This window comes from Roseofilum sp. SBFL, assembly GCF_017746885.1.
GTDB lineage: Bacteria > Cyanobacteriota > Cyanobacteriia > Cyanobacteriales > Desertifilaceae > Roseofilum.
Window position 1 is genome coordinate 1 of record NZ_JAGHZH010000003.1, and the last position, 18,443, is coordinate 18,443.

Consider the following 18,443-nt stretch of genomic DNA (forward strand, 5'->3'; position numbering starts at 1 on the left):
AGGTTCGAGGATTTTCTGGTACAATTGAGGAAGCATTTTTATATTTTTGTGGTCTCTACACGACCACTTTACTCTTTTACCGATCGCCTCCTCAACCCACCACTCTCTCTACCATTGAGCCTCCTTGTCACCCCTTGAGAACAATAATTTATTTTATTAAAAATCTATCACTCATACATACCACTACTACAGCCACTACAAACCATAACCTCATCGTTCCAATTGTCAACCCTAAAATATACTCACTGCGTTCGGGGTATGACAATTTCTACTCTTGAGGTTATTTTCTTTTTCGCGGCTGTTAGGCAGGGGTATGTATTCGGCTAGAAAAAGGTGGCAATACAGGACAGAAGATTGACAATAACGCACTCTGGAGGACTCGAACCGTAGACCCCAAAGTGAGCTGACGCTATCCGAATGACTACAGCTCTTGCCAAATCTGCCTTGTAGAACCTTGAAAAGAAAATAGGCAGATGTTTAAAACACACATAAAACAGGTATGGAATCTAGTGAACGAATATTTTCACTCGAACCAGATTGACCCATCTCAGTTGGTTGACTATGAACTGGTGAGAGAATACCTCAAAGCTTGCCAGAAGTCAACCCCTAAGGGTGTCTCTATCAGCAAGCAAGGTAACCAGCTATATCTCCGGTTTAAAACCACCACCAAACCAGTAACAGCCAACAACTCTTGTAATGAAGACTCTACTCGCGATGGTTGTGTCAATGCCTCAAGGAGTAACAACAGGCTTGAATGTAAGGCAGAGCTTTGCTTTGAGCATTTCAAATGGCAAAAAAATTCAGTCATTTTTTGGGTAAGAAACCCTCTAAGGTTGAGGCATGGTTATGCGATCGCAACATTTCATCGAATGGGTTCCTTCATACTTAGTTCTTTTATGTGCTTATCTCAACAGTTATTTTGGTAGCTGCCCGTAGTCGAGTGAACTGCTTTGTCAACATTATTTGTGGATTAATTGCCTATTGTCATCAATCCAAGAAAGCCTCGAATTCATTTAGAGTTGGCTTTACCGCCTTCTGCTTAACCCGAACTCAGGTTCTTTTGGTCGTCACTGCAAAGCAGGTGTTGACTGCAAGGAGTTACAGCGCAAAGCGCTGTTATGATGGACAGTAACAACAATGAGTAAACCAGTTTTTTAACGGTTCAGGATTGATCAACTGTATAGCCACGGATAGGAGGAGATCAATCATAGCACTGGTAGTAGGAGCAAAACCTAAGACAAAGGACTTAAGTTGTGACCCCCACATTCAATGGGGTTAAAATCTGGAGAATAGGGGGATAAATAGAGGACGCTAGCCCCGACGGACTCAATTGTACTGACAATGGAGGCGAGTTTATGAACCGCTAAATTATCCATAATGACTACTGCACCTGGCCATAACTGGGGCAGGAGAAACTCCTTAATAAACACCTCTTTTTTGCTTTACTAATTTGTGAACTCAATTTTTACTCACTGACAATCTGGCGGATACTTGTCTAATTGAATACTTTTCTACTAGATGCGCTTTGACTATTTTCTCTCGTAAATCTAGGCTGTATGCTTTCATTAGCTCCTCCATAGCCTCTTTTTCTTCAGGGTACACCATTACAGCGCTTTGCGCTGTATATTCCTGTGCTATTGCTATGTTTTGACATTTTTCTGAGTTATTCACTCTTTAGTTTAACGGGTCACCCTTCTCTAATACCCAATCAAGGATGAGGGGATTGACCAATTCTGGAGCTTCATCTTGGGGACAATGACCGACTCCTTCCAGGGGAATAAAGTGTTTAACGGCTGCAAATTCAGCTAATTTGCGTCCCTGCTCAATAGGTTCCCAGGGGTCTTCAGTTCCCCACAGCATGAGTGCTGGAGAAGGGAGACTTTCTAACAAATCTTCCGGTAAGGGGCCTTGGGAATAGCGGGTAAAGGCGATAAAGACATCTGCTGCACCCGGATCGAGGGCTGGAGCCATGAGTAAATCGACCAATTCAGGGGTAACCGCTTCCGATCGCCCATAAGCTTCTTGTAAAATCTGTCGTACAACCTTGGGTTTAGCAATTTGAGCAAAGAACCAATGACCGATCGCCCGAATCCCCAAAAACCGTTGTACCAAGGGCGCACCATAGCGCTTATAAAACGGTAAACTCTCTCGGCGGCGATCGTGGAGTAACCTTAAAGAACAATTGAGTAAAACGACAGAGTTTACCCAATCTGGAGCATCAACTGCTGCTTGCATCACAGCAATACAGCCGATCGAATTACCCACTAATACCGTTGGCTCACCAATTACCTCTTGACAAAACTGGATAATTTGCTCGCTCCAGGTTTTAAATCTATACTCAATCTCCACCCCTGGAGTCGGTTTAGCCGAACCCCCAAAGCCAATTAAATCTAGGGCATAACAGCGACAACCTTGACCGAGAACTGGGAGATTTTTCCGCCAATGATCCACCGATCCCCCAAATCCATGGATCAGTAATACCGTTGGTCCCATTTGACCCATTTTCTGATAGCGGATGGGAAATCCGCGCCAGTTCCAGATCAGATATTCCATAGGATCAGCCGGATCATTGGCCCTTTGAGTCGCAGAAATAGTCATATAATTTGGGAAAAGCGTGCAAGATTGTATGGGCAGAATATAAGTCAAACCCACGGTTCTTGTCAGCTATTTCCCTAAACATGAATCACTAAGGGTGCGTTCACTAAACTAGAATTATATCTATTTCGGCTTGCTTATCAGGTAGTGTTCCTATCTATCGCTCTAGCCGAGCAGCCATCTGCTATGCTCTGAACAACTGGATTGGGCCAGAACCCCAGTTGTGGAGTAATACACTGCCTTTCCATTTACAGGCGCGAGGATTTCCTATGCCAACCGAAACCGCATTCCTTAACTGTCCCAATCCCAGTTGTCAGACAGTCAACTCAGAAAATCGTCAAGATTGCCACAGTTGCGGCACTCGGTTAGTCAAGCGGTATCTGTGGGCAACGTCTCCCGATCTGCGACCTTTAGGACACGCCTTGGACTTTCTAGAAGTGGGGCAACGAATGGGCGATCGCTATCTCTACAAAGGTAATCACATTTTCCTCGATCTGAAACCGGGGGTTCCCCCCCATATCCCCTCAGAAATCTCGACATCCCTACAAACCTATCTCAAACTATTTCCCTATCGACTCCATCTCCCCCAACCCTACGAACTCTTAACCCTAAAATCCACTTTACCCCCCGTGCTATTGCTCGAAGGAGCGCCGATTAATCCATCCCTTTTAGACCAAGCCCCTTTGAAACCCCCCCTGATGCCAACACTCAAAGACCAATGGGCCAACGCTTCTCCCATGCGTCAACTGCATTGGTTATGGCAAATTGCCCATCTGTGGCAACCGTTAAAAGTGTTGGGCGTGGCAAATTCCCTGCTCGATCATCACTTCTTGAGAGTTGAAGGACCAGTGGTACGGATTCGAGAATTGCGGGCCGATCCCTCATCTTCAGTTGAGTTATCCCAATTAGGGCAAATGTGGTTACCGTTAGCTCAACAGGCTAACCCCTTAATTAATCGCTTTTTACAACATTTAGCTCAAGGGTTGACTGAAGGAGCAATTTTCGCCATGGATCGGGCGATCGCCGAACTGGATCGGGCCTTACACTATTGTCGTCAGTCCCAGACTACCCACTTTAGCCTATGTACCGCCAGTGATAAGGGTCCCAGTCGCTCCCATAATGAAGATGCTTGTTACCCCCTGCAAACCTCCCCAGGTCAAAGCATTTCGTCATTTCAGGGGTCTGACCCTCTCTGTGCGATTGTCTGTGATGGTATTGGTGGTCATGCTGGGGGAGAAGTGGCTTCTCAACAGGCGATCGAAAGTATTTTGGCCTCTTTGAATTGGGACAAGCTTTCTGCTGCCAAGAGTCCCCCAGAGCGGGTCGATCGGATCGTCGATCTTCTGGATCGGCTGATTCGTGATGCGAATACAGTGATTAGCGATCGCAATGACCAAGAGCATCGTCACGAACGACAGCGCATGGGAACGACTCTTGTCATGGCAGTTGTTCCCCCTCCTGTGGAGCCAGCCCATGAACTCTATATTGCCCATGTGGGAGATTCCCGGATCTATTGGATCACCCAGCATGGATGTCATCAGTTAACTTTAGACGATGATTTAGCTTCTCGTGAAGTGCGCCTAGGTTATACCTTATATCGTGGCGCTCTCCAACATCGGGCCGCTGGTGCCCTGGTGCAAGCCTTGGGAATGAGTGAGTCTAGTCTCCTTCATCCTACTGTGGGGCGATTAATTCTAGATGAGGATGGCATTGTGTTGCTTTGCTCTGATGGACTCAGTGATGGCGATCGCGTCGAACATCATTGGCAAAGTAAACTATTACCCATTTTGGAAGGTAAATTAGATTTGGCCACCGCCACGGCTGAATTAGTCGAATTAGCCAATACCCTCAATGGCCATGATAATGTCACCATCGGCCTGATCCATTATCAAGTCAAACCCCAAAAGGCGACCTTGAAGCCCTTAACTCAATTATTTCATCCGGTTATTCAGGGAGATCGCCCCGTCAAAGAATCAGTCCAAAATTCGATGAAAACTCAACTGGTAACGGTTGGCGCTCCAGAAGACCACAAGGACTTGAAATCTAATCCAAACTCCCAGCCCCAAACGGTTTCTATTTCTCGATTATTAGTGGGGATTGCCAGTTTAATCACAATTTTATTGGTTTTAGGGGGAGCGATATTATATCTGTTTGAGCCATCTTGGAGGCGATCGCCGACCCTTCAAAACTCTCCTGCTATACCCGTCCAACCGTCCCCCTCTCCCAGTCCCATCAACCCGTAAAATTATGGGTAATGGGTCATCAGTAATCTCCGTATCTGTGCGTCCCCGTGTCTCCATCTCCCCGTCTCCCCATCCCCCAATCCCCCCATCTGTCCAAGCAATTCGATAAACTAGAAGAAAGGGAATACACTCAACCCGTAATATCAAGGCTCTTAAATGTCTTCAATTGACTGCCCTTGTCTCAGTATTGCCATTACCCGGTTGGTTGCTTGTTCGCCACCTGATGGCAGTGATAAACCTCATTCTCCAGATAGAAACCAATCCGCCCATTTTGCCATTTGGGTAATTCGGGCTTCCTATCCCGGAGGATATACTCATCATGACCGTATTTGGCCCTATACTCTCAGCCTCACGTGGGAAGGATGGCAGGATTTATTTAAAATTCCCTCCCAACCCTCCTATTCTCTCTCCATTCCGGCTGTAGAGTCTAATCCAACAGAATTCGAGACTTTACCCTTTTCTTTAGAGGAAAAAGGGTCTTATAGTAGTCGGTTAATGCAACAATTGGGGATTAGTTTGTGGCAATGGGTCTTTGATGGCCCCATTCAAAGTTGTTTATCCCAAAGTCAAGGTATTGCCTTAGGACAGAATAAACCCTTACGAGTGCGCCTCGATATCCGGGACCCCGATCTAATTCCTTTACCTTGGGAAATTATGCAATCTCAAGCGGGAAAACAGGCCATTTCCGTTTCTCCTACCCTGTTATTTAGTCGTACCACCAGTGATGTCGATCCTCTGCCTCCCCAACGAACCGATCAGGAACTAAATATTTTATTGGTCTTTGGCGCAACCGTTGGTCAGGGTACTTGCGGTTCTGAAGGGCTTGAGGGTACACCCAGCGATCTGCAACTGGAAGCAGAAGCGGAGACCTTAGCTCGAATTCTGGAAAATTGTACCGATCCCCATCAAACCCTACCCAGCTTACTGACTTCATCGGTTCCCTGTAAAGTGGATACCTTGATCCAACCGACTCCTGCACAGTTAATTGCGGCTTTGGAAACGAAGACCTACAATATCGTGTTTTATGGGGGCCATGGTGTCCCGGCTCCGGATGGAGGACTGTTTTATTTACAGCCAGAAACCACCCTGAGTGGCCGGGAATTTGCCAATGTGTTGGTTCGAGGACAGGTGACGTTGGCAGTTTTGAATACTTGTTGGAGTGCGAAGGGAGATACGGAAGCAGATGACCCTAAAGATGGAGACTCCCATCGTCCCCTGCCTCGTAGTAGTTTCGCGGAAGTACTACTACATCATGGGATACCAGCAGTTTTAGGAATGCGAGAGGCGATCGCCGATCGAGAAGCGCTCAGTTTCATTGAAGCCTTTGCTGAAGCCCTATCCAAGCGTTTCTCGATCGATGAAGCTACGGCTATAGCTCGGCAACGCTTAATTACACTCTATAAGTATAATCAACCCTCCTGGACACTTCCGGTGTTATATATGCATCCAGATTTTGATGGACAGTTATTAGTCCCTGCTCCGGAAGGAATTACCGAATTACCGGATACAGCAGTCAATTTGCATCAACAAACCCGCACGATTGCCTCCTTACGTTCAGTAGAAGAAACAACACAGGTTTGGCAGATTCATGGCGGACTTATGCGAGTGGGAAGACGGGAAGAGAATGATATTGTCATTAGCGAACGCTGGGTATCTCAGCGGCACGCGGAAATTATTCGCCGGGAACCGTTAGAGTCGAATCAGGGACAACCCACCTATTGGTTACGGGATTTTTCCCGCTTTGGAACCTTGGTATTACGAGCAGGGAATTGGCAAAAAATTCACCAGCAAGAAATTCCCCTAAAATCAGGGGAAAAAATTAAGTTTGGTAGTTCCCAAGGACAAATGTTGGAGTTTGTGATTGAGGAATTGATGATGAACTACTCACACTCTAAATAACGTCAGTTTTGGATAAGCTGAAACCCTTCTTCTCTCGTTGGCGGCAATCCCCATTCTTTCGTCAAATCAATCGTAAAATGCCCTCAACCAAACTGATGTTCATTTATTCCAGGGGATGGGTTTGCTGTTCGAGAATCTGCCAAATCCTTTGTAAGATCTCTTGGGTGCCAGTTTGGGTGGCAGCAGATAGAAGGAATACGGGGGAGTCAGTAAATTCTTGGAGAGCATGGGCGATCGCCTCCCAATCTTCGCTTTGATCCACCGCATCCATCTTATTCAAGCCAATTACTTGTGGGCGATTTTCCAATCCTTTCCCATAAGCCACTAACTCTTGTTGAATCGTATTATAGACCGCAAAAATATCCGGTTCTGTACTATCAATTAGGTGCAATAAAACCCGCGTCCGTTCAATATGTCGCAGGAAATCATGACCCAAACCAATCCCTTCTGCTGCGCCTTCAATTAACCCCGGAATATCAGCAAATACGGTTCCATCTCCCGTCGGTTTGCGTACAACTCCCAAATTAGGAATTAACGTCGTAAACGGATAATTAGCAATTTTTGGTTGCGCGGCTGAAACAACTGAAATAAACGTCGATTTTCCTGCATTCGGCAAACCAATAATGCCCACATCTGCTAAGAGTTTCAACTCAAAACGAAACCGTCCCTCTTCACCCTCTAAACCCGGAAGTGCATAATCAGGGGCACGATTGCGATTACTCAAGAAATGCTGATTCCCTAATCCTCCTTTTCCCCCTTGGGCGATCGCTAATGTTTGTTCATTTTCCACTAAATCCCCAATCCATTTCCCCGTTTTTGCATCTGTAATTACGGTTCCACAAGGAACTTCTAAAAACAAATCTTCTCCATTAGCTCCCGTGCGATTATTGGGGCCACCGCGCTTACCATTTTCGGCTCGAAATAAATGTTTGTAGCGAAAATCTAACAAAGTTTGCAACCGCTCGGTTGCTCTGACAATAATCGATCCCCCTTTGCCTCCATTTCCACCAGAAGGCCCCCCCGCAGGTACATATTTCTCCCGACGGAAGGCGACTAAACCATCTCCACCATCTCCAGCTTTTACTTGTACTTCAACTTGATCGATAAACTGCATACTTGAGGAGATTAATTAAGGGTTATTGAGACCATAGAGGAGTGTGAGCATTTTCCTCGTTTCACCTCTTATTGTTGAGCTTTAGCCCTCTGGATATTTTAGTGCTAAAGCTCAACAACAAGGGGAAAATCAAGAGAATTAAAGACCCAATTCAGCTAAAATATCTTGGGCATGGGTGGCAGTTTTGAGGTTAGCACCTTCAAAAACTTTGATAATTTTTCTCGAACCATCAATCACATAGGTCACACGCTTAGAATAACTGCCCCCTTCAACATCATAAGCTTTAGTCAGTGCGCCATCTGTATCTGCCAAGAGGGGAAAGTTTAAACCATACTTTTCGGTAAACTTCTGGTGAGAGGCTTCATCATCCATGCTCACCCCTAAGACCACAATTTCTTTGCCTTGATATTCTCCATAAGCTTCTTTAAAGCTTTGAGCTTCTTTGGTACATCCGGGAGTATCATCCTTGGGATAGAAATAGAGAACCACGGTTTTTCCAGAAAAATCAGAGAGGGAAACCGAATTACCATTCGTATCTTTGGCGGTAAATGCTGGGGCAGTTGTGCCGACAGATAGAGACATAGAGATTGTTTTGGGTTAACTTAAGAACGACTTTTGTAATTTTACAATACCTTGCTGCAAGTTTTGAGACGGAGCTGGCGATCGCCTCTTCCCTAATCTGCCAAATCTCCATGCTAGATTAGAATAAGCGATCGTGAGTTTTGACTTGTCCTTCCTGCTCGACCCTTTGTTATCCTTATGTCATTGGTTCACTCTTCTCCCTCACCAGTTCCTCAACAAGATAGCCCAACCTGGATGCGAGCCGATCTCGCCCTACGCTGTTCTCCATTTCAACTACAATTGTTTACTGACCTCAAAATTCGCAGTATTCCCCTAGCGGAGATCGCCACTCAAGCCGGATTGACAGCCCACTATACCCGCGCTACCCTCACCGAAATCGCTGCTGAAGATGCCCTCCTCTGGCTCATTCAAGTCGGTATTTTACGCCGAGAAGTAGACGGACAAGGAATTACCGATCGCTTTCGCCTCACGCCTTTAGGTCGTCAACTGATTGAATACTGGGAGACGCAAACTGGAACGCTTCCGAGGGTCTCAATGGGCGATCGCCTCTACAACCGTCTGCATCAACTAATTCCCTGGTTTCTCCGATAACCCTCACGAATCCTTAACCATTCAATACATTGAATCTTCTATGAAAGCAATTATGGTAGTGGGCACAACCTCCCACGCAGGAAAATCCATGTTATGTACAGCCCTGTGTCGGATTTTAACGCGGCAAGGTTGGCACTTAGCCCCCTTTAAGGGACAGAATATGGCCTTAAATGCCTATGTTACCCCCACTGGGGGAGAAATTGGCTATGCCCAAGCCGTACAAGCTTGGGCGGCTGGGGTTCCCCCTCAAGTCGCCATGAATCCCATCTTACTGAAGCCCCAAGGTAACATGACATCCCAAGTGATCTTGCTCGGAGAAGCTGTGGGACAAGTGAGCGCCGAAAATTACTATAAAGATTATTTCGATCGGGGATGGGAAGCCATTACTGAATCCCTAGAACAGTTATCCTATGAGTTTGATTTAGTTGTCTGTGAAGGAGCTGGATCTCCAGCAGAAATTAATCTCAAACATCGAGATTTAACCAACATGCGGGTAGCCAAACATTTAAACGCCTCTACAATTTTGGTCGTCGATATCGATCGCGGTGGTGCCTTTGCCCATGTCGTGGGAACCCTGGAATTACTCGAACCCGAAGAGCGCACTTTAATTAAGGGAATTGTCATCAATAAATTTCGCGGTCAGCGCTCCCTTTTGCAATCGGGAGTTGAATGGTTAGAAAACTATACAGGAATTCCAGTTTTAGGAGTGATTCCTTGGTTAGATATGGCCTTTCCAGCAGAAGATTCCCTTAGTTTACTCGAACGAGATGGGGGAAAATCCAAAGGGTCAGCCGATCTAACGATCGCCGTGCTGCGCTTACCCCATATTGCCAATTTTACCGATTTTGATCCCCTCGATTTAGAAGCCAGTGTGCAGATCAAATATGTGAGTCTCCATGAGTCCTTGGGATATCCAGATGCAGTGATTATTCCGGGTTCTAAAACAACAATCTCTGATTTGATGGCGTTGCGCAAAAGTGGTATGGCCCAAAAGTTACAGGATTATGCCGCTAGTGGTGGAACCCTATTGGGCATTTGTGGTGGTTTCCAAATGCTAGGTAAAATGATTGCCGATCCGGAAGGCTTTGAAGGGGAAGAAGGTCGGTATCCAGGTTTGGATTTATTGCCTATTCAAACCGTGCTTTTAGGCAAAAAAGTCGCCCGCCAGCGATCCGTTACTTCCCACTATCCTGAAGAAGGATTACCCATGACTGGATTTGAAATTCATCAAGGACGCACGAGTGTACTCTCTGATGACGGTTACTATTATTTGTTTGACGATCAACCCTTGGGGATGGTTGATCGGAATCAAGGCATTTGGGGAACCTATTTACATGGCATTTTTGATAATGGCCCCTGGCGAAGGATGTGGTTGAATCGGTTGCGCAAGCAGCGAGGTTTGTTAGCATTGCCTACAGGGGTTCCCAATTATCGGGAACAGCGAGAATTCGTGTTAGATATTCTCAGCGATCGAGTGGCCGAATATTTGAATATTCGGCCGCTTCTTTCATAATTTGTCCGGTTTACAGTTGAGGAGAAAATAATGGGTCAGGCGATCGCCGTTCGATTTTTGCCCGATGAGGTTATCGTTAAAGCTGAAGTGGGAGAACCCTTGTTAGAAGTGGCTCGACGGGCTGGGGTGACCATTCCCACAGGGTGTTTAATGGGGTCTTGTCATGCTTGCGAAGTGGAGATTTTAGGTGGTCCTAATCTCTGTGCTTGTATTAGTGGCGTTCCCGCAGGAAGAGATAAAATCACCGTCAATCTTGAGAGCGATCCACTCTGGTAATATCGTGGATTCGATGAACAATGAGACGGGTTATAGTGGCAGGTTTCAAACCCGCCACTACAATAGACCAATCATGATTGTATCAATCTTAATCTATTGCCTTTGAGCTAGTACAATCCGATTCTCTAGCGCTCTAGGCTTGCCAATTCTTCGCTACCACTTCAGCTAAATCTACAACTCGCTGAGAATAGCCCCACTCGTTGTCATACCAAGCAATTACTTTCACCATATCGCCATCCATAACCATGGTTAAGCTGGCATCTACAATAGAAGACGCATCATGACCGCGATAATCACAGGAGACTAAAGGTAGATCGCTATATTCGAGAATGCCTTTTAGGGGGCCTTCAGCCGCTTCTTGAAGGGCTTCATTCACCTCTTCTACAAAGGTCTTTTTCTCCACTTGAACCACTAAATCTACAACAGATACATTGGGAGTGGGAACCCGCATAGCAATTCCATTGAGCTTTCCTTTTAATTCAGGAATGACCAGAGCTACCGCTTTAGCTGCTCCAGTAGAGGTGGGAACAATATTCAGAGCAGCAGCTCTAGCGCGACGCACATCCCGGTGAGAGGCATCTAGCAGGCGTTGGTCACCGGTATAACTATGGGTGGTGGTCATGGTTCCCTTGATAATGCTAAATTTCTCGTGGAGAACCTTGGCAAACGGAGCTAAACAGTTGGTGGTACAACTGGCATTACTCACGACTTTATAGTCTTCATGCCGATATTGTGCATCGTTAACTCCCACGACAAAAGTTCCGATATTTCCTCCTTTTCCGGGAGCCGTAATCAGAACTTTTTTCGCCCCTGCTTGTAAATGCTTAGATGCTCCTTCTTCCGTGACAAATACACCTGTGGATTCAATGATTAAATCCACTCCCCATTCTGCCCAGGGTAAGTTTAGGGGGTTGCGATCGGAAACACATTTGACGGTTTTTCCATTGACCGTTAGGGAATTTTCGTCCGCCGATATATCTGCATCAAACGTGCCCAACATGGAGTCATATTTGAGCAAATGGGCGTTTGTTCTCGGATCGGAAGTATCATTAATCCCCACAACTTCCAAGTTGCTGTTTTCTCTGCCTGCCCAGCACCGCATGAAGTTCCGTCCAATCCGACCAAAACCGTTAATTGCTACTCTAATCACTTCGTCTTGCCCTCTATTTCTTCAACCAAGTATTTTTAAGCGAATTGCTGAATGTTTATTTTGACGTTAAACCGACAGGAACAAGGCCCATCAAGTTTGATTGCTCTACAGAATTTGCTCTCATTTTCCTTAATCAAGAGATCCTGATTTGGGATCGTAATGGATATTTTTTTTCCGGATTGACCCCCGAAACTCAGTAGAAAACACTACTCAACTTTGGGGAGATCGCTGGCGATCGCCACCCACTGATGAAGGAAATCTACTTAAGCGATCCCAAACTTAAGTCCAATGGAGCCTTGCTAACCTGAGCCAGCTTCTGGTATTGATCCTCTACTCTAGAAAACCTTCCAGAATTGAGTGAGCTTCCTGAGCATAAGGAAGCCTGTTCGATCTGAAGATACCATAAAAAGGCACCGAGTTCTTGAGAAGATGAGGTTTAATTTCCGGAATTTGGTGAACCCCTAGAGAAAAAGAAGATAAAAAGAAATAATTATATCACAAAAGTCATGAAAACCGAAATGAGTCTATCTTTTGTAGAGAAATCAACCGGGTATGGGAAAGCCAAGGTCATTCTCAAGAACTGATTGGAGATTTTGTGGCATAGTATTGCCATGAAAGCAAATGCTGAAATATGATATCGCGTGTTATTGGTGTGGTGTGTGAGGAAAAAAATGCTAAGTTCGATAGACTTTGGCGGCAAACCGTTCCATTTTATAGGAATAGGGGGGATTGGAATGTCAGCTTTAGCGTATATACTAGCTAAACGGAACCTACCGGTGTCGGGTTCAGACATCCGCTTATCCCATATTACCGAAAGGTTACAGGAAATAGGAACTCAGATTTTTGGCTCTCAAGAAGGCAAAAACTTGGAGATCTATCATTCCGTGACCGATCGCTCCTCAGAGCAAGGAAAAGCGATCTCCACAGCTCTAAAAGAGAGAAATTCAAGCGACAACAGGAACGGCCACTTACCCCAAGTCATTTGCTCAACTGCCATCAATACCAATAACGCAGAATATAAAGCAGCCCTAGAATTGGGCTGTCCCATCTTTCATCGCTCTGATGTTCTTGCCGCCCTCATCCAAGACTATCGCAGTGTAGCCGTTGCCGGAACCCATGGTAAAACCACCACCAGTAGTTTAATCGGTTATCTCTTACTTCGAGCCGCGTTAGATCCCACCATTATCATTGGCGGAGAAGTGAAGGCCTGGGAAGGCAATGCACGATTTGGCCAAGGAGAATTTTTAGTCGCAGAAGCGGATGAATCCGATGGTTCTCTGGTGAAAATTGCAGCAGAAATTGGAGTCGTTACCAATATAGAATTGGATCACCCAGATCATTACCAAAGTCTCGATCAGGTCATTGAAACCTTTGAAAGATTCAAGAAACAGTGTAAAACATTAGTGGGATGCATCGATTGTCCAATTGTGCGCGATCGCATCCATCCAACCATTAGCTATAGCTTAAATTTAGAGTCAGGGGCAGCGTACAGCGTCGATCAAATTATCTATACCTCTCAAGGAACCCAGGCGAGGGTATGGGAGCGAGGTCAGTTGTTAGGGGAGATTGAAATTCCCCTATTGGGCCAGCACAATCTTAGCAACGCACTGGCGGCGATCGCCGTAGCTCGCTATTTAGGAATCCCATTTTCCACCCTTCAGGAGGCCCTGTCCTCTTTTGAAGGAGCAAAACGGCGCTTTGAATACCGAGGAGAATTTAAGGGCAGTATGCTCATTGATGACTATGCTCACCATCCAAGTGAAATTCAAGCCACTTTAGCCGCAGCGAGTCTAAGAGCCAAAGACCAACGCGTCATCGCTATCTTCCAACCCCACCGCTACAGTCGAACCCAAATGTTTCTGACTGAATTTGCCCAATCCTTCGGACAAGCCAATCAAGTGGTGGTAACAGATGTCTATAGTGCGGGAGAAGCCAATTCAGACCGCTTCCAGGGTGAAACCGTAGCCCAGGTCATCGGTGAATATCACGATCGAGTCTCCTATCAACCCACCCTCAAAGACGTTGAAAACTATTTGGTCGCCCACTTACAACCTGGAGATTATGCTGTTTTTCTTGGAGCAGGGAACTTAAACCAAATCATTCCCAAGCTCATCACTCATCCAGCCTAAACCTTCACATTCTCTTCACTTCCTCCACCTGCCCATACACCATTGATGAAAACCAATGACAATTTCCTACGATCCCCCTAAACTCAAAAGTGCTTGTGGCCTCACTCAGATTTCTCCTGAAGGCATGAAACTTAAACCGACAGAGGTTGTGATTGCTCAACCGAGTATGATTCAAAGCCATGTGTCCCTAGCTGGGTTAACCTCATTTCGAGTGGGGGGACCAGCTCAATGGTATGTAGCTCCTCAATCAGAATCAGAATTACTTACGAGTTTAGCTTGGGCGAAAAGCAAATCCCTACCTGTAACTACCATTGGGGCAGGATCAAACCTATTAATCAGTGATGATGGATTACCTGGACTGGCGATCGGGACTCGCAACCTGCGAAATATTGAGTATGATGACCAAAACGCCCAAGTCAGGGTAGATGCGGGAGTGTCCTTAGCCTATCTAGCCAGGCAAGTGGCTCGTCGAGGGTGGTCTGGACTCGAATGGGCGATCGGGATTCCAGGAACAGTTGGTGGCGCGGTAGTCATGAATGCTGGAGCCCACAAAAGTTGTATGGCCGATATCCTTACGGATATTCACGTGATCGCTGGTAATGGAGTTCAGCAAACCTTGATGAAAGCTGACCTGGAATATAGTTACCGCAGCTCTATCCTACAAGGATCAAACTACACCGTGACTCAGGCTCGATTTCAACTCAAGCCCACCCACGATCCCCAAGCCATCATCACAACCACCAATACCCATCTCCATCAACGTCACGCCACCCAACCCTATCACCTACCCAGTTGTGGTAGTGTATTCCGCAATCCTGAACCCCAAAAAGCAGCTCGACTGATTGAACAAGCTGGGTTGAAGGGCTATAAAATTGGAGATGCACAGGTTTCTGAACTCCATGCCAACTTTATCCTCAACTGTGGCCGGGCAACAGCCAGTGATATTTATCAGTTGATTCACTATGTTCAGGAACAAGTAGATCGGCGATGGTCGATCCGATTGAAACCCGAAGTGAAAATTGTAGGAAATTTTAACCAGTAATGGTAAAGCCCCCAGGGTCTTAGGTTCTAACTCGGCCAAACTCAAGTTTTTTCGGTCGGTTTTGGTTATGCCTGAGCCAACTGTGGGTAGAATAGCGTAGGAAAGCAGAACAACCACCATTAGAGTAATCAATTATGTCAAAAGGACAGGGATTTGGCTTCGGTTTAGGAAAAATGAAAGAGCTGACCGAAGCATTCAAGAAAGCTCAACAGGTTCAAGAGGGCGCAAAGCAACTCCAAGAAGAGCTAGAGCAACTCGAAGTTGAGGGTGAAGCGGGCGGTGGACTCGTCAAAGTTGTCATGAATGGCAACCAAAATCCCCAGAGCGTAACCATTGCCCCTGAAGTTTTGGGAGAAGGGGCGGATGTGGTCTCCGACTTGGTTACCGCAGCGATGAAAGATGCTTACAATAAGTCTACAACGACCATGAAAGAAAGGATGGAAGCTTTGACGGAAGGTTTAAATCTGCCTGGCATGGGATAATTTTCCATTAGGGGTTGATGGCTCTGGGATCTTTGAGGGAACAGATCGCCATAACCCCCTTTTGTCGTCACTCGATAGAACTGCTGTAAAGAGAATGCCCTATAAGCTGTTGTTTGTTTGTCTAGGCAATATTTGTCGATCGCCTTCTGCTGAGAATATCATGAATCATTTGATCGCCCAACAAGGTTTAGAAGCGCAAATCGTTTGTGATTCGGCTGGCACAAGTGCCTATCATATTGGCAGCTCTCCAGACCGAAGAATGGCAGCCGCAGCAGCGGAACAAGACATTGAGCTTAAGGGAAGAGCGCGTCAGTTCAAGAAGAAAGACTTTGAAGAATTTGACTTGATCCTGGCAATGGACAAGGATAACTATCGTAATATTCTGTACTTAGACCAGGGCGATCGCTACAAAGATAAAGTGCGTTTAATGTGTGAGTTCTGCACTCGTCACCCCAATATTTCCGAGGTTCCAGACCCCTATTATGGCGGTCCAGAAGGGTTTAATCAAGTCATTGATTTGCTTATGGATGCTTGTGAGGGATTGTTATCTGAATCAATAATTAAAAATTATGGGTAATCCGTAATCTCCCTGTCTGGAGTGTCTCCCCATCCTCGGCACTCCCTACTCAATCAACCGGTGTTGCATGGCATAGTGAACCAATTCTGCTCGGTTATTCGTTAAGGTTTTGCGCAATAAGCTACTCACATATTTTTCAATCGTTCGTGGACTCAGATGTAAACTCTGGCCAATTTGTACATTCGATAAGCCACTGGTGAGTAAATGCAACACATCCCATTCTCGTTCTGTCAGAGCCAGATCGGAAGAGGTAACCTTTTGGAACGCTGGTTCTGGAGGAGAAGGAAGTTCTAGATTAGGGGCTTTAGACATTGCTTGCATCATTAACGAATAGCGTTCGATTAAATTCCGTACCACTGCCCCCAACTCTTCGAGTTCAAAGGGTTTGGGTAAATAAACATCACATCCTAACTGATAGCCGCGAATGCGGTCTTCCATGGCAGTGCGAGCCGTCAAGAAAACTACAGGCAAAAGACGAAATTCAGGTTTTTTACGGATTTGTCGCACTAATTCATAGCCATCCATCAAGGGCATGGCAATATCTGTGACGATTAAATAGGGATGATATTGTTCAACCTGTTGCAGGGCTTCTTTTCCATGTGCCGCTAGGATCACCGAATAGCCCCCCTGTTCTAAATAGTCTTGAATGGCGAGGCGTGTTCCCAAATCATCTTCAACAACCAGAATCACCAGTGACATGGCAATCGGTTAGGCAATCGGCAATCAGCAATCGGCAATCGATTATGGGTGCTAGACTTGGGCATTTAACAAAATCCTAACCGCCTTGACGGTTGCTAGAGTTACTCTGTTTTTGGGTTTTGAGTCGCTCAATTTCTTGTTGTAACTCTTCAAGTTGATGACGTAGCTCTTCAGCTTCAGTTTGGGTAGACTGGGGTTCTTCCGAGTCTACATTGACAGATCCTTCGGCAGTTTTTTGGTGATAATTCCCTTGACGAATCTGGGCATACTCTGGAGAATCATACCAGGCTTGCAGATAGTGGAGCCGGTCAACGGGGAAGGGATGACTTAAGAAGGTCCCCTGACCCCCATTGTACAGAAGAAATTTATAAACTTGATTGAGATTATCGCGATCGAGGTCTTGATAGCTTTGAGATTGGCGGATAAATTCTTGCAGGTTAACTTCATGGCCATATTTACTCGAGCCGCCTGCCATTTTCATCATGGTATTCATGACCAGGGGTAAGTCGTCAGTCACTAATAGAGCCGCACGATCTGAGGATAATTCAGCTTTGCGTCGCCATTCATAAAAGGCATAGAGCAGACCGATACTAATGACTACATTGCTTAAGCCAAAGGTCATTTTACCGATTTCCTCGGCTACACTCATCACCCAAATGGCCATCTGAATTAAAATGGTATGGCCGCACTTAATATGACCGAGTTCGTGGGCAAGGACAGTTTTAATCTCCCCTTCAGTCATCAAATCCAATAAACCTGTATTAATCACAATAAACGGATTATCCTGGCCTAAAGCATAACTATTAACTTGGGCATTTTGAGAGACAAATAGACCCGGTTCAGGGGAAACATCCAGATCGCGAACCGCTTCCCGAAACAGTTGGTAAATGGTCGAATATTGGCGCGGCCCAACTTGGACATAGTTACCCATTGAGTAAATATACTGTGGACGTTCGGAAAGAAATTCTACAAACTTACGAGCGAGTAAATCAAATCCGGGGAAACTGCGTAAGGTTTGTTCAGCTTCCCAGTCTAGGGGATGACGGAAGGCTTCGGTATAGGTAGGCATAGGTGTTGATAATGAGATAGAGCAGTATGCTTGCTAGAGACTTGTGACGGATACCTCCTAGACTAGCATCAATTGCTGGTTTACTGTCGCGGCTGGATTTTAGGTAGCAATTGATAGCAAACCTTCCCTTGAAAATCGTGAAAAGCGATCCCTATTAGTCCTCTCGATGTTTAAACTCTTCAAATAATTCAAAGAACTTTTCTAAAGCCCCTCTTTCATCGTGTGAATAGAACAGAATGATTTTTGCCCAAGACTGGCAGGATTGGATATCAAATCTTCTTTGAATCCATTCTTGGAAATTATCAAAGTCCATTTCGTCATTGGTGAATGGTAAGTTTATTTCCTTAAGGGGTGACAAGGAGGCTAAAAACTAGACTGTATAAGGGATAGAGCCTGTAGCCCTTGGGGAAAAAACCACCGCTTATGAGGTTTGCACTCCATTAATTCTTCAGCTAAAGAAGAGCCACATTGGAAGGAGTAAA

17 protein-coding genes are annotated in these 18,443 nt (G+C 45.7%); 9 read left to right on the plus strand and 8 right to left on the minus strand.

All coding sequences use genetic code 11. The annotated features are described in order from the left end of the window. Nucleotides 1-1,232: 1,232 nt before the first annotated feature. Genes J7545_RS00100 through J7545_RS00110 form a run of 3 tightly spaced genes read right to left on the minus strand, consistent with a single transcriptional unit; the run spans nt 1,233 to nt 2,553 of the window. Nucleotides 1,233-1,430 (minus strand): transposase, encoded by a 198-nt coding sequence (locus J7545_RS00100; protein ID WP_318718978.1) that lies wholly within the window; start codon nt 1,428-1,430, stop codon nt 1,233-1,235. 28 nt (nt 1,431-1,458) lie between these two features. Further along, nucleotides 1,459-1,671 (minus strand): hypothetical protein, encoded by a 213-nt coding sequence (locus J7545_RS00105; RefSeq protein ID WP_318718979.1) that lies wholly within the window; start codon nt 1,669-1,671, stop codon nt 1,459-1,461. A gap of 3 nt (nt 1,672-1,674) precedes the next feature. After that, nucleotides 1,675-2,553 (minus strand): alpha/beta fold hydrolase, encoded by an 879-nt coding sequence (locus J7545_RS00110; protein ID WP_318718980.1) that lies wholly within the window; start codon nt 2,551-2,553, stop codon nt 1,675-1,677. Nucleotides 2,554-2,864: 311 nt separating this feature from the next. On the opposite strand from J7545_RS00110, the gene J7545_RS00115 reads away from it, so the two are divergent. Next, entirely contained in the window at nt 2,865-4,838 is a 1,974-nt protein-coding gene (locus J7545_RS00115) for a PP2C family protein-serine/threonine phosphatase (RefSeq protein ID WP_318701142.1), read from the plus strand. 156 nt (nt 4,839-4,994) lie between these two features. After that, the gene (locus J7545_RS00120) at nt 4,995-6,737 is read left to right on the plus strand and encodes a CHAT domain-containing protein (protein ID WP_318701144.1); all 1,743 of its coding nucleotides are present in this window, start codon (nt 4,995-4,997) and stop codon (nt 6,735-6,737) included. A 103-nt stretch (nt 6,738-6,840) separates the two neighbouring features. On the opposite strand, the gene obgE is transcribed toward J7545_RS00120, so the two are convergent. Both obgE and J7545_RS00130 read right to left on the minus strand, forming a co-directional pair. Then, on the minus strand, nt 6,841-7,851 hold the full coding sequence (gene obgE / locus J7545_RS00125) for a GTPase ObgE (protein WP_318701146.1): 1,011 nt from the start codon (nt 7,849-7,851) through the stop codon (nt 6,841-6,843). A gap of 138 nt (nt 7,852-7,989) precedes the next feature. Continuing rightward, nucleotides 7,990-8,433, minus strand: coding sequence for a peroxiredoxin (locus J7545_RS00130; RefSeq protein ID WP_318701147.1), 444 nt, complete (start codon nt 8,431-8,433; stop codon nt 7,990-7,992). Between the two features lie 177 nt (nt 8,434-8,610). On the opposite strand from J7545_RS00130, the gene J7545_RS00135 reads away from it, so the two are divergent. The 3 genes from J7545_RS00135 to J7545_RS00145 are packed head-to-tail and all read left to right on the plus strand — an operon-like array spanning nt 8,611 to nt 10,813. Then, complete coding sequence (locus J7545_RS00135; RefSeq protein ID WP_318701148.1) at nt 8,611-9,024, plus strand: Npun_F0494 family protein; 414 nt, start codon at nt 8,611-8,613, stop codon at nt 9,022-9,024. 40 nt (nt 9,025-9,064) lie between these two features. Then, entirely contained in the window at nt 9,065-10,537 is a 1,473-nt protein-coding gene (gene cobQ / locus J7545_RS00140; RefSeq protein WP_318701149.1) for a cobyric acid synthase CobQ, read from the plus strand. A gap of 30 nt (nt 10,538-10,567) precedes the next feature. Then, a complete protein-coding gene (locus J7545_RS00145; RefSeq protein ID WP_318701150.1) occupies nt 10,568-10,813 on the plus strand; it encodes a 2Fe-2S iron-sulfur cluster-binding protein in 246 nt (81 codons plus the stop codon). A gap of 133 nt (nt 10,814-10,946) precedes the next feature. Here J7545_RS00145 and J7545_RS00150 read toward each other — a convergent pair whose 3' ends face one another. Beyond that, nucleotides 10,947-11,963, minus strand: a complete 1,017-nt coding sequence (locus J7545_RS00150; RefSeq protein WP_318701151.1) for a type I glyceraldehyde-3-phosphate dehydrogenase — start codon at nt 11,961-11,963, stop codon at nt 10,947-10,949. Nucleotides 11,964-12,634: 671 nt separating this feature from the next. Here J7545_RS00150 and murC point away from each other — a divergent pair. From murC to J7545_RS00170, 4 genes are all read left to right on the plus strand, one after another. After that, nucleotides 12,635-14,092 carry a UDP-N-acetylmuramate--L-alanine ligase gene (gene murC, locus J7545_RS00155; protein ID WP_318701152.1) on the plus strand — a complete coding sequence of 486 codons (1,458 nt, stop codon included), beginning with the start codon at nt 12,635-12,637 and terminating at the stop codon, nt 14,090-14,092. 55 nt (nt 14,093-14,147) lie between these two features. Further along, nucleotides 14,148-15,134: a UDP-N-acetylmuramate dehydrogenase gene (gene murB, locus J7545_RS00160; RefSeq protein WP_318701153.1), complete on the plus strand. Its 987-nt coding sequence runs from the start codon at nt 14,148-14,150 to the stop codon at nt 15,132-15,134. 131 nt (nt 15,135-15,265) lie between these two features. After that, nucleotides 15,266-15,616: a YbaB/EbfC family nucleoid-associated protein gene (locus tag J7545_RS00165; protein ID WP_318701158.1), complete on the plus strand. Its 351-nt coding sequence runs from the start codon at nt 15,266-15,268 to the stop codon at nt 15,614-15,616. A gap of 94 nt (nt 15,617-15,710) precedes the next feature. Next, entirely contained in the window at nt 15,711-16,193 is a 483-nt protein-coding gene (locus J7545_RS00170) for a low molecular weight protein-tyrosine-phosphatase (RefSeq protein ID WP_318701154.1), read from the plus strand. A gap of 45 nt (nt 16,194-16,238) precedes the next feature. On the opposite strand, the gene J7545_RS00175 is transcribed toward J7545_RS00170, so the two are convergent. Then, nucleotides 16,239-16,892, minus strand: coding sequence for a response regulator transcription factor (locus J7545_RS00175; protein ID WP_318701155.1), 654 nt, complete (start codon nt 16,890-16,892; stop codon nt 16,239-16,241). Nucleotides 16,893-16,968: 76 nt separating this feature from the next. Continuing rightward, entirely contained in the window at nt 16,969-17,961 is a 993-nt protein-coding gene (locus J7545_RS00180) for a M48 family metallopeptidase (protein ID WP_318701156.1), read from the minus strand. Between the last annotated feature and the right edge of the window lie 482 nt (nt 17,962-18,443).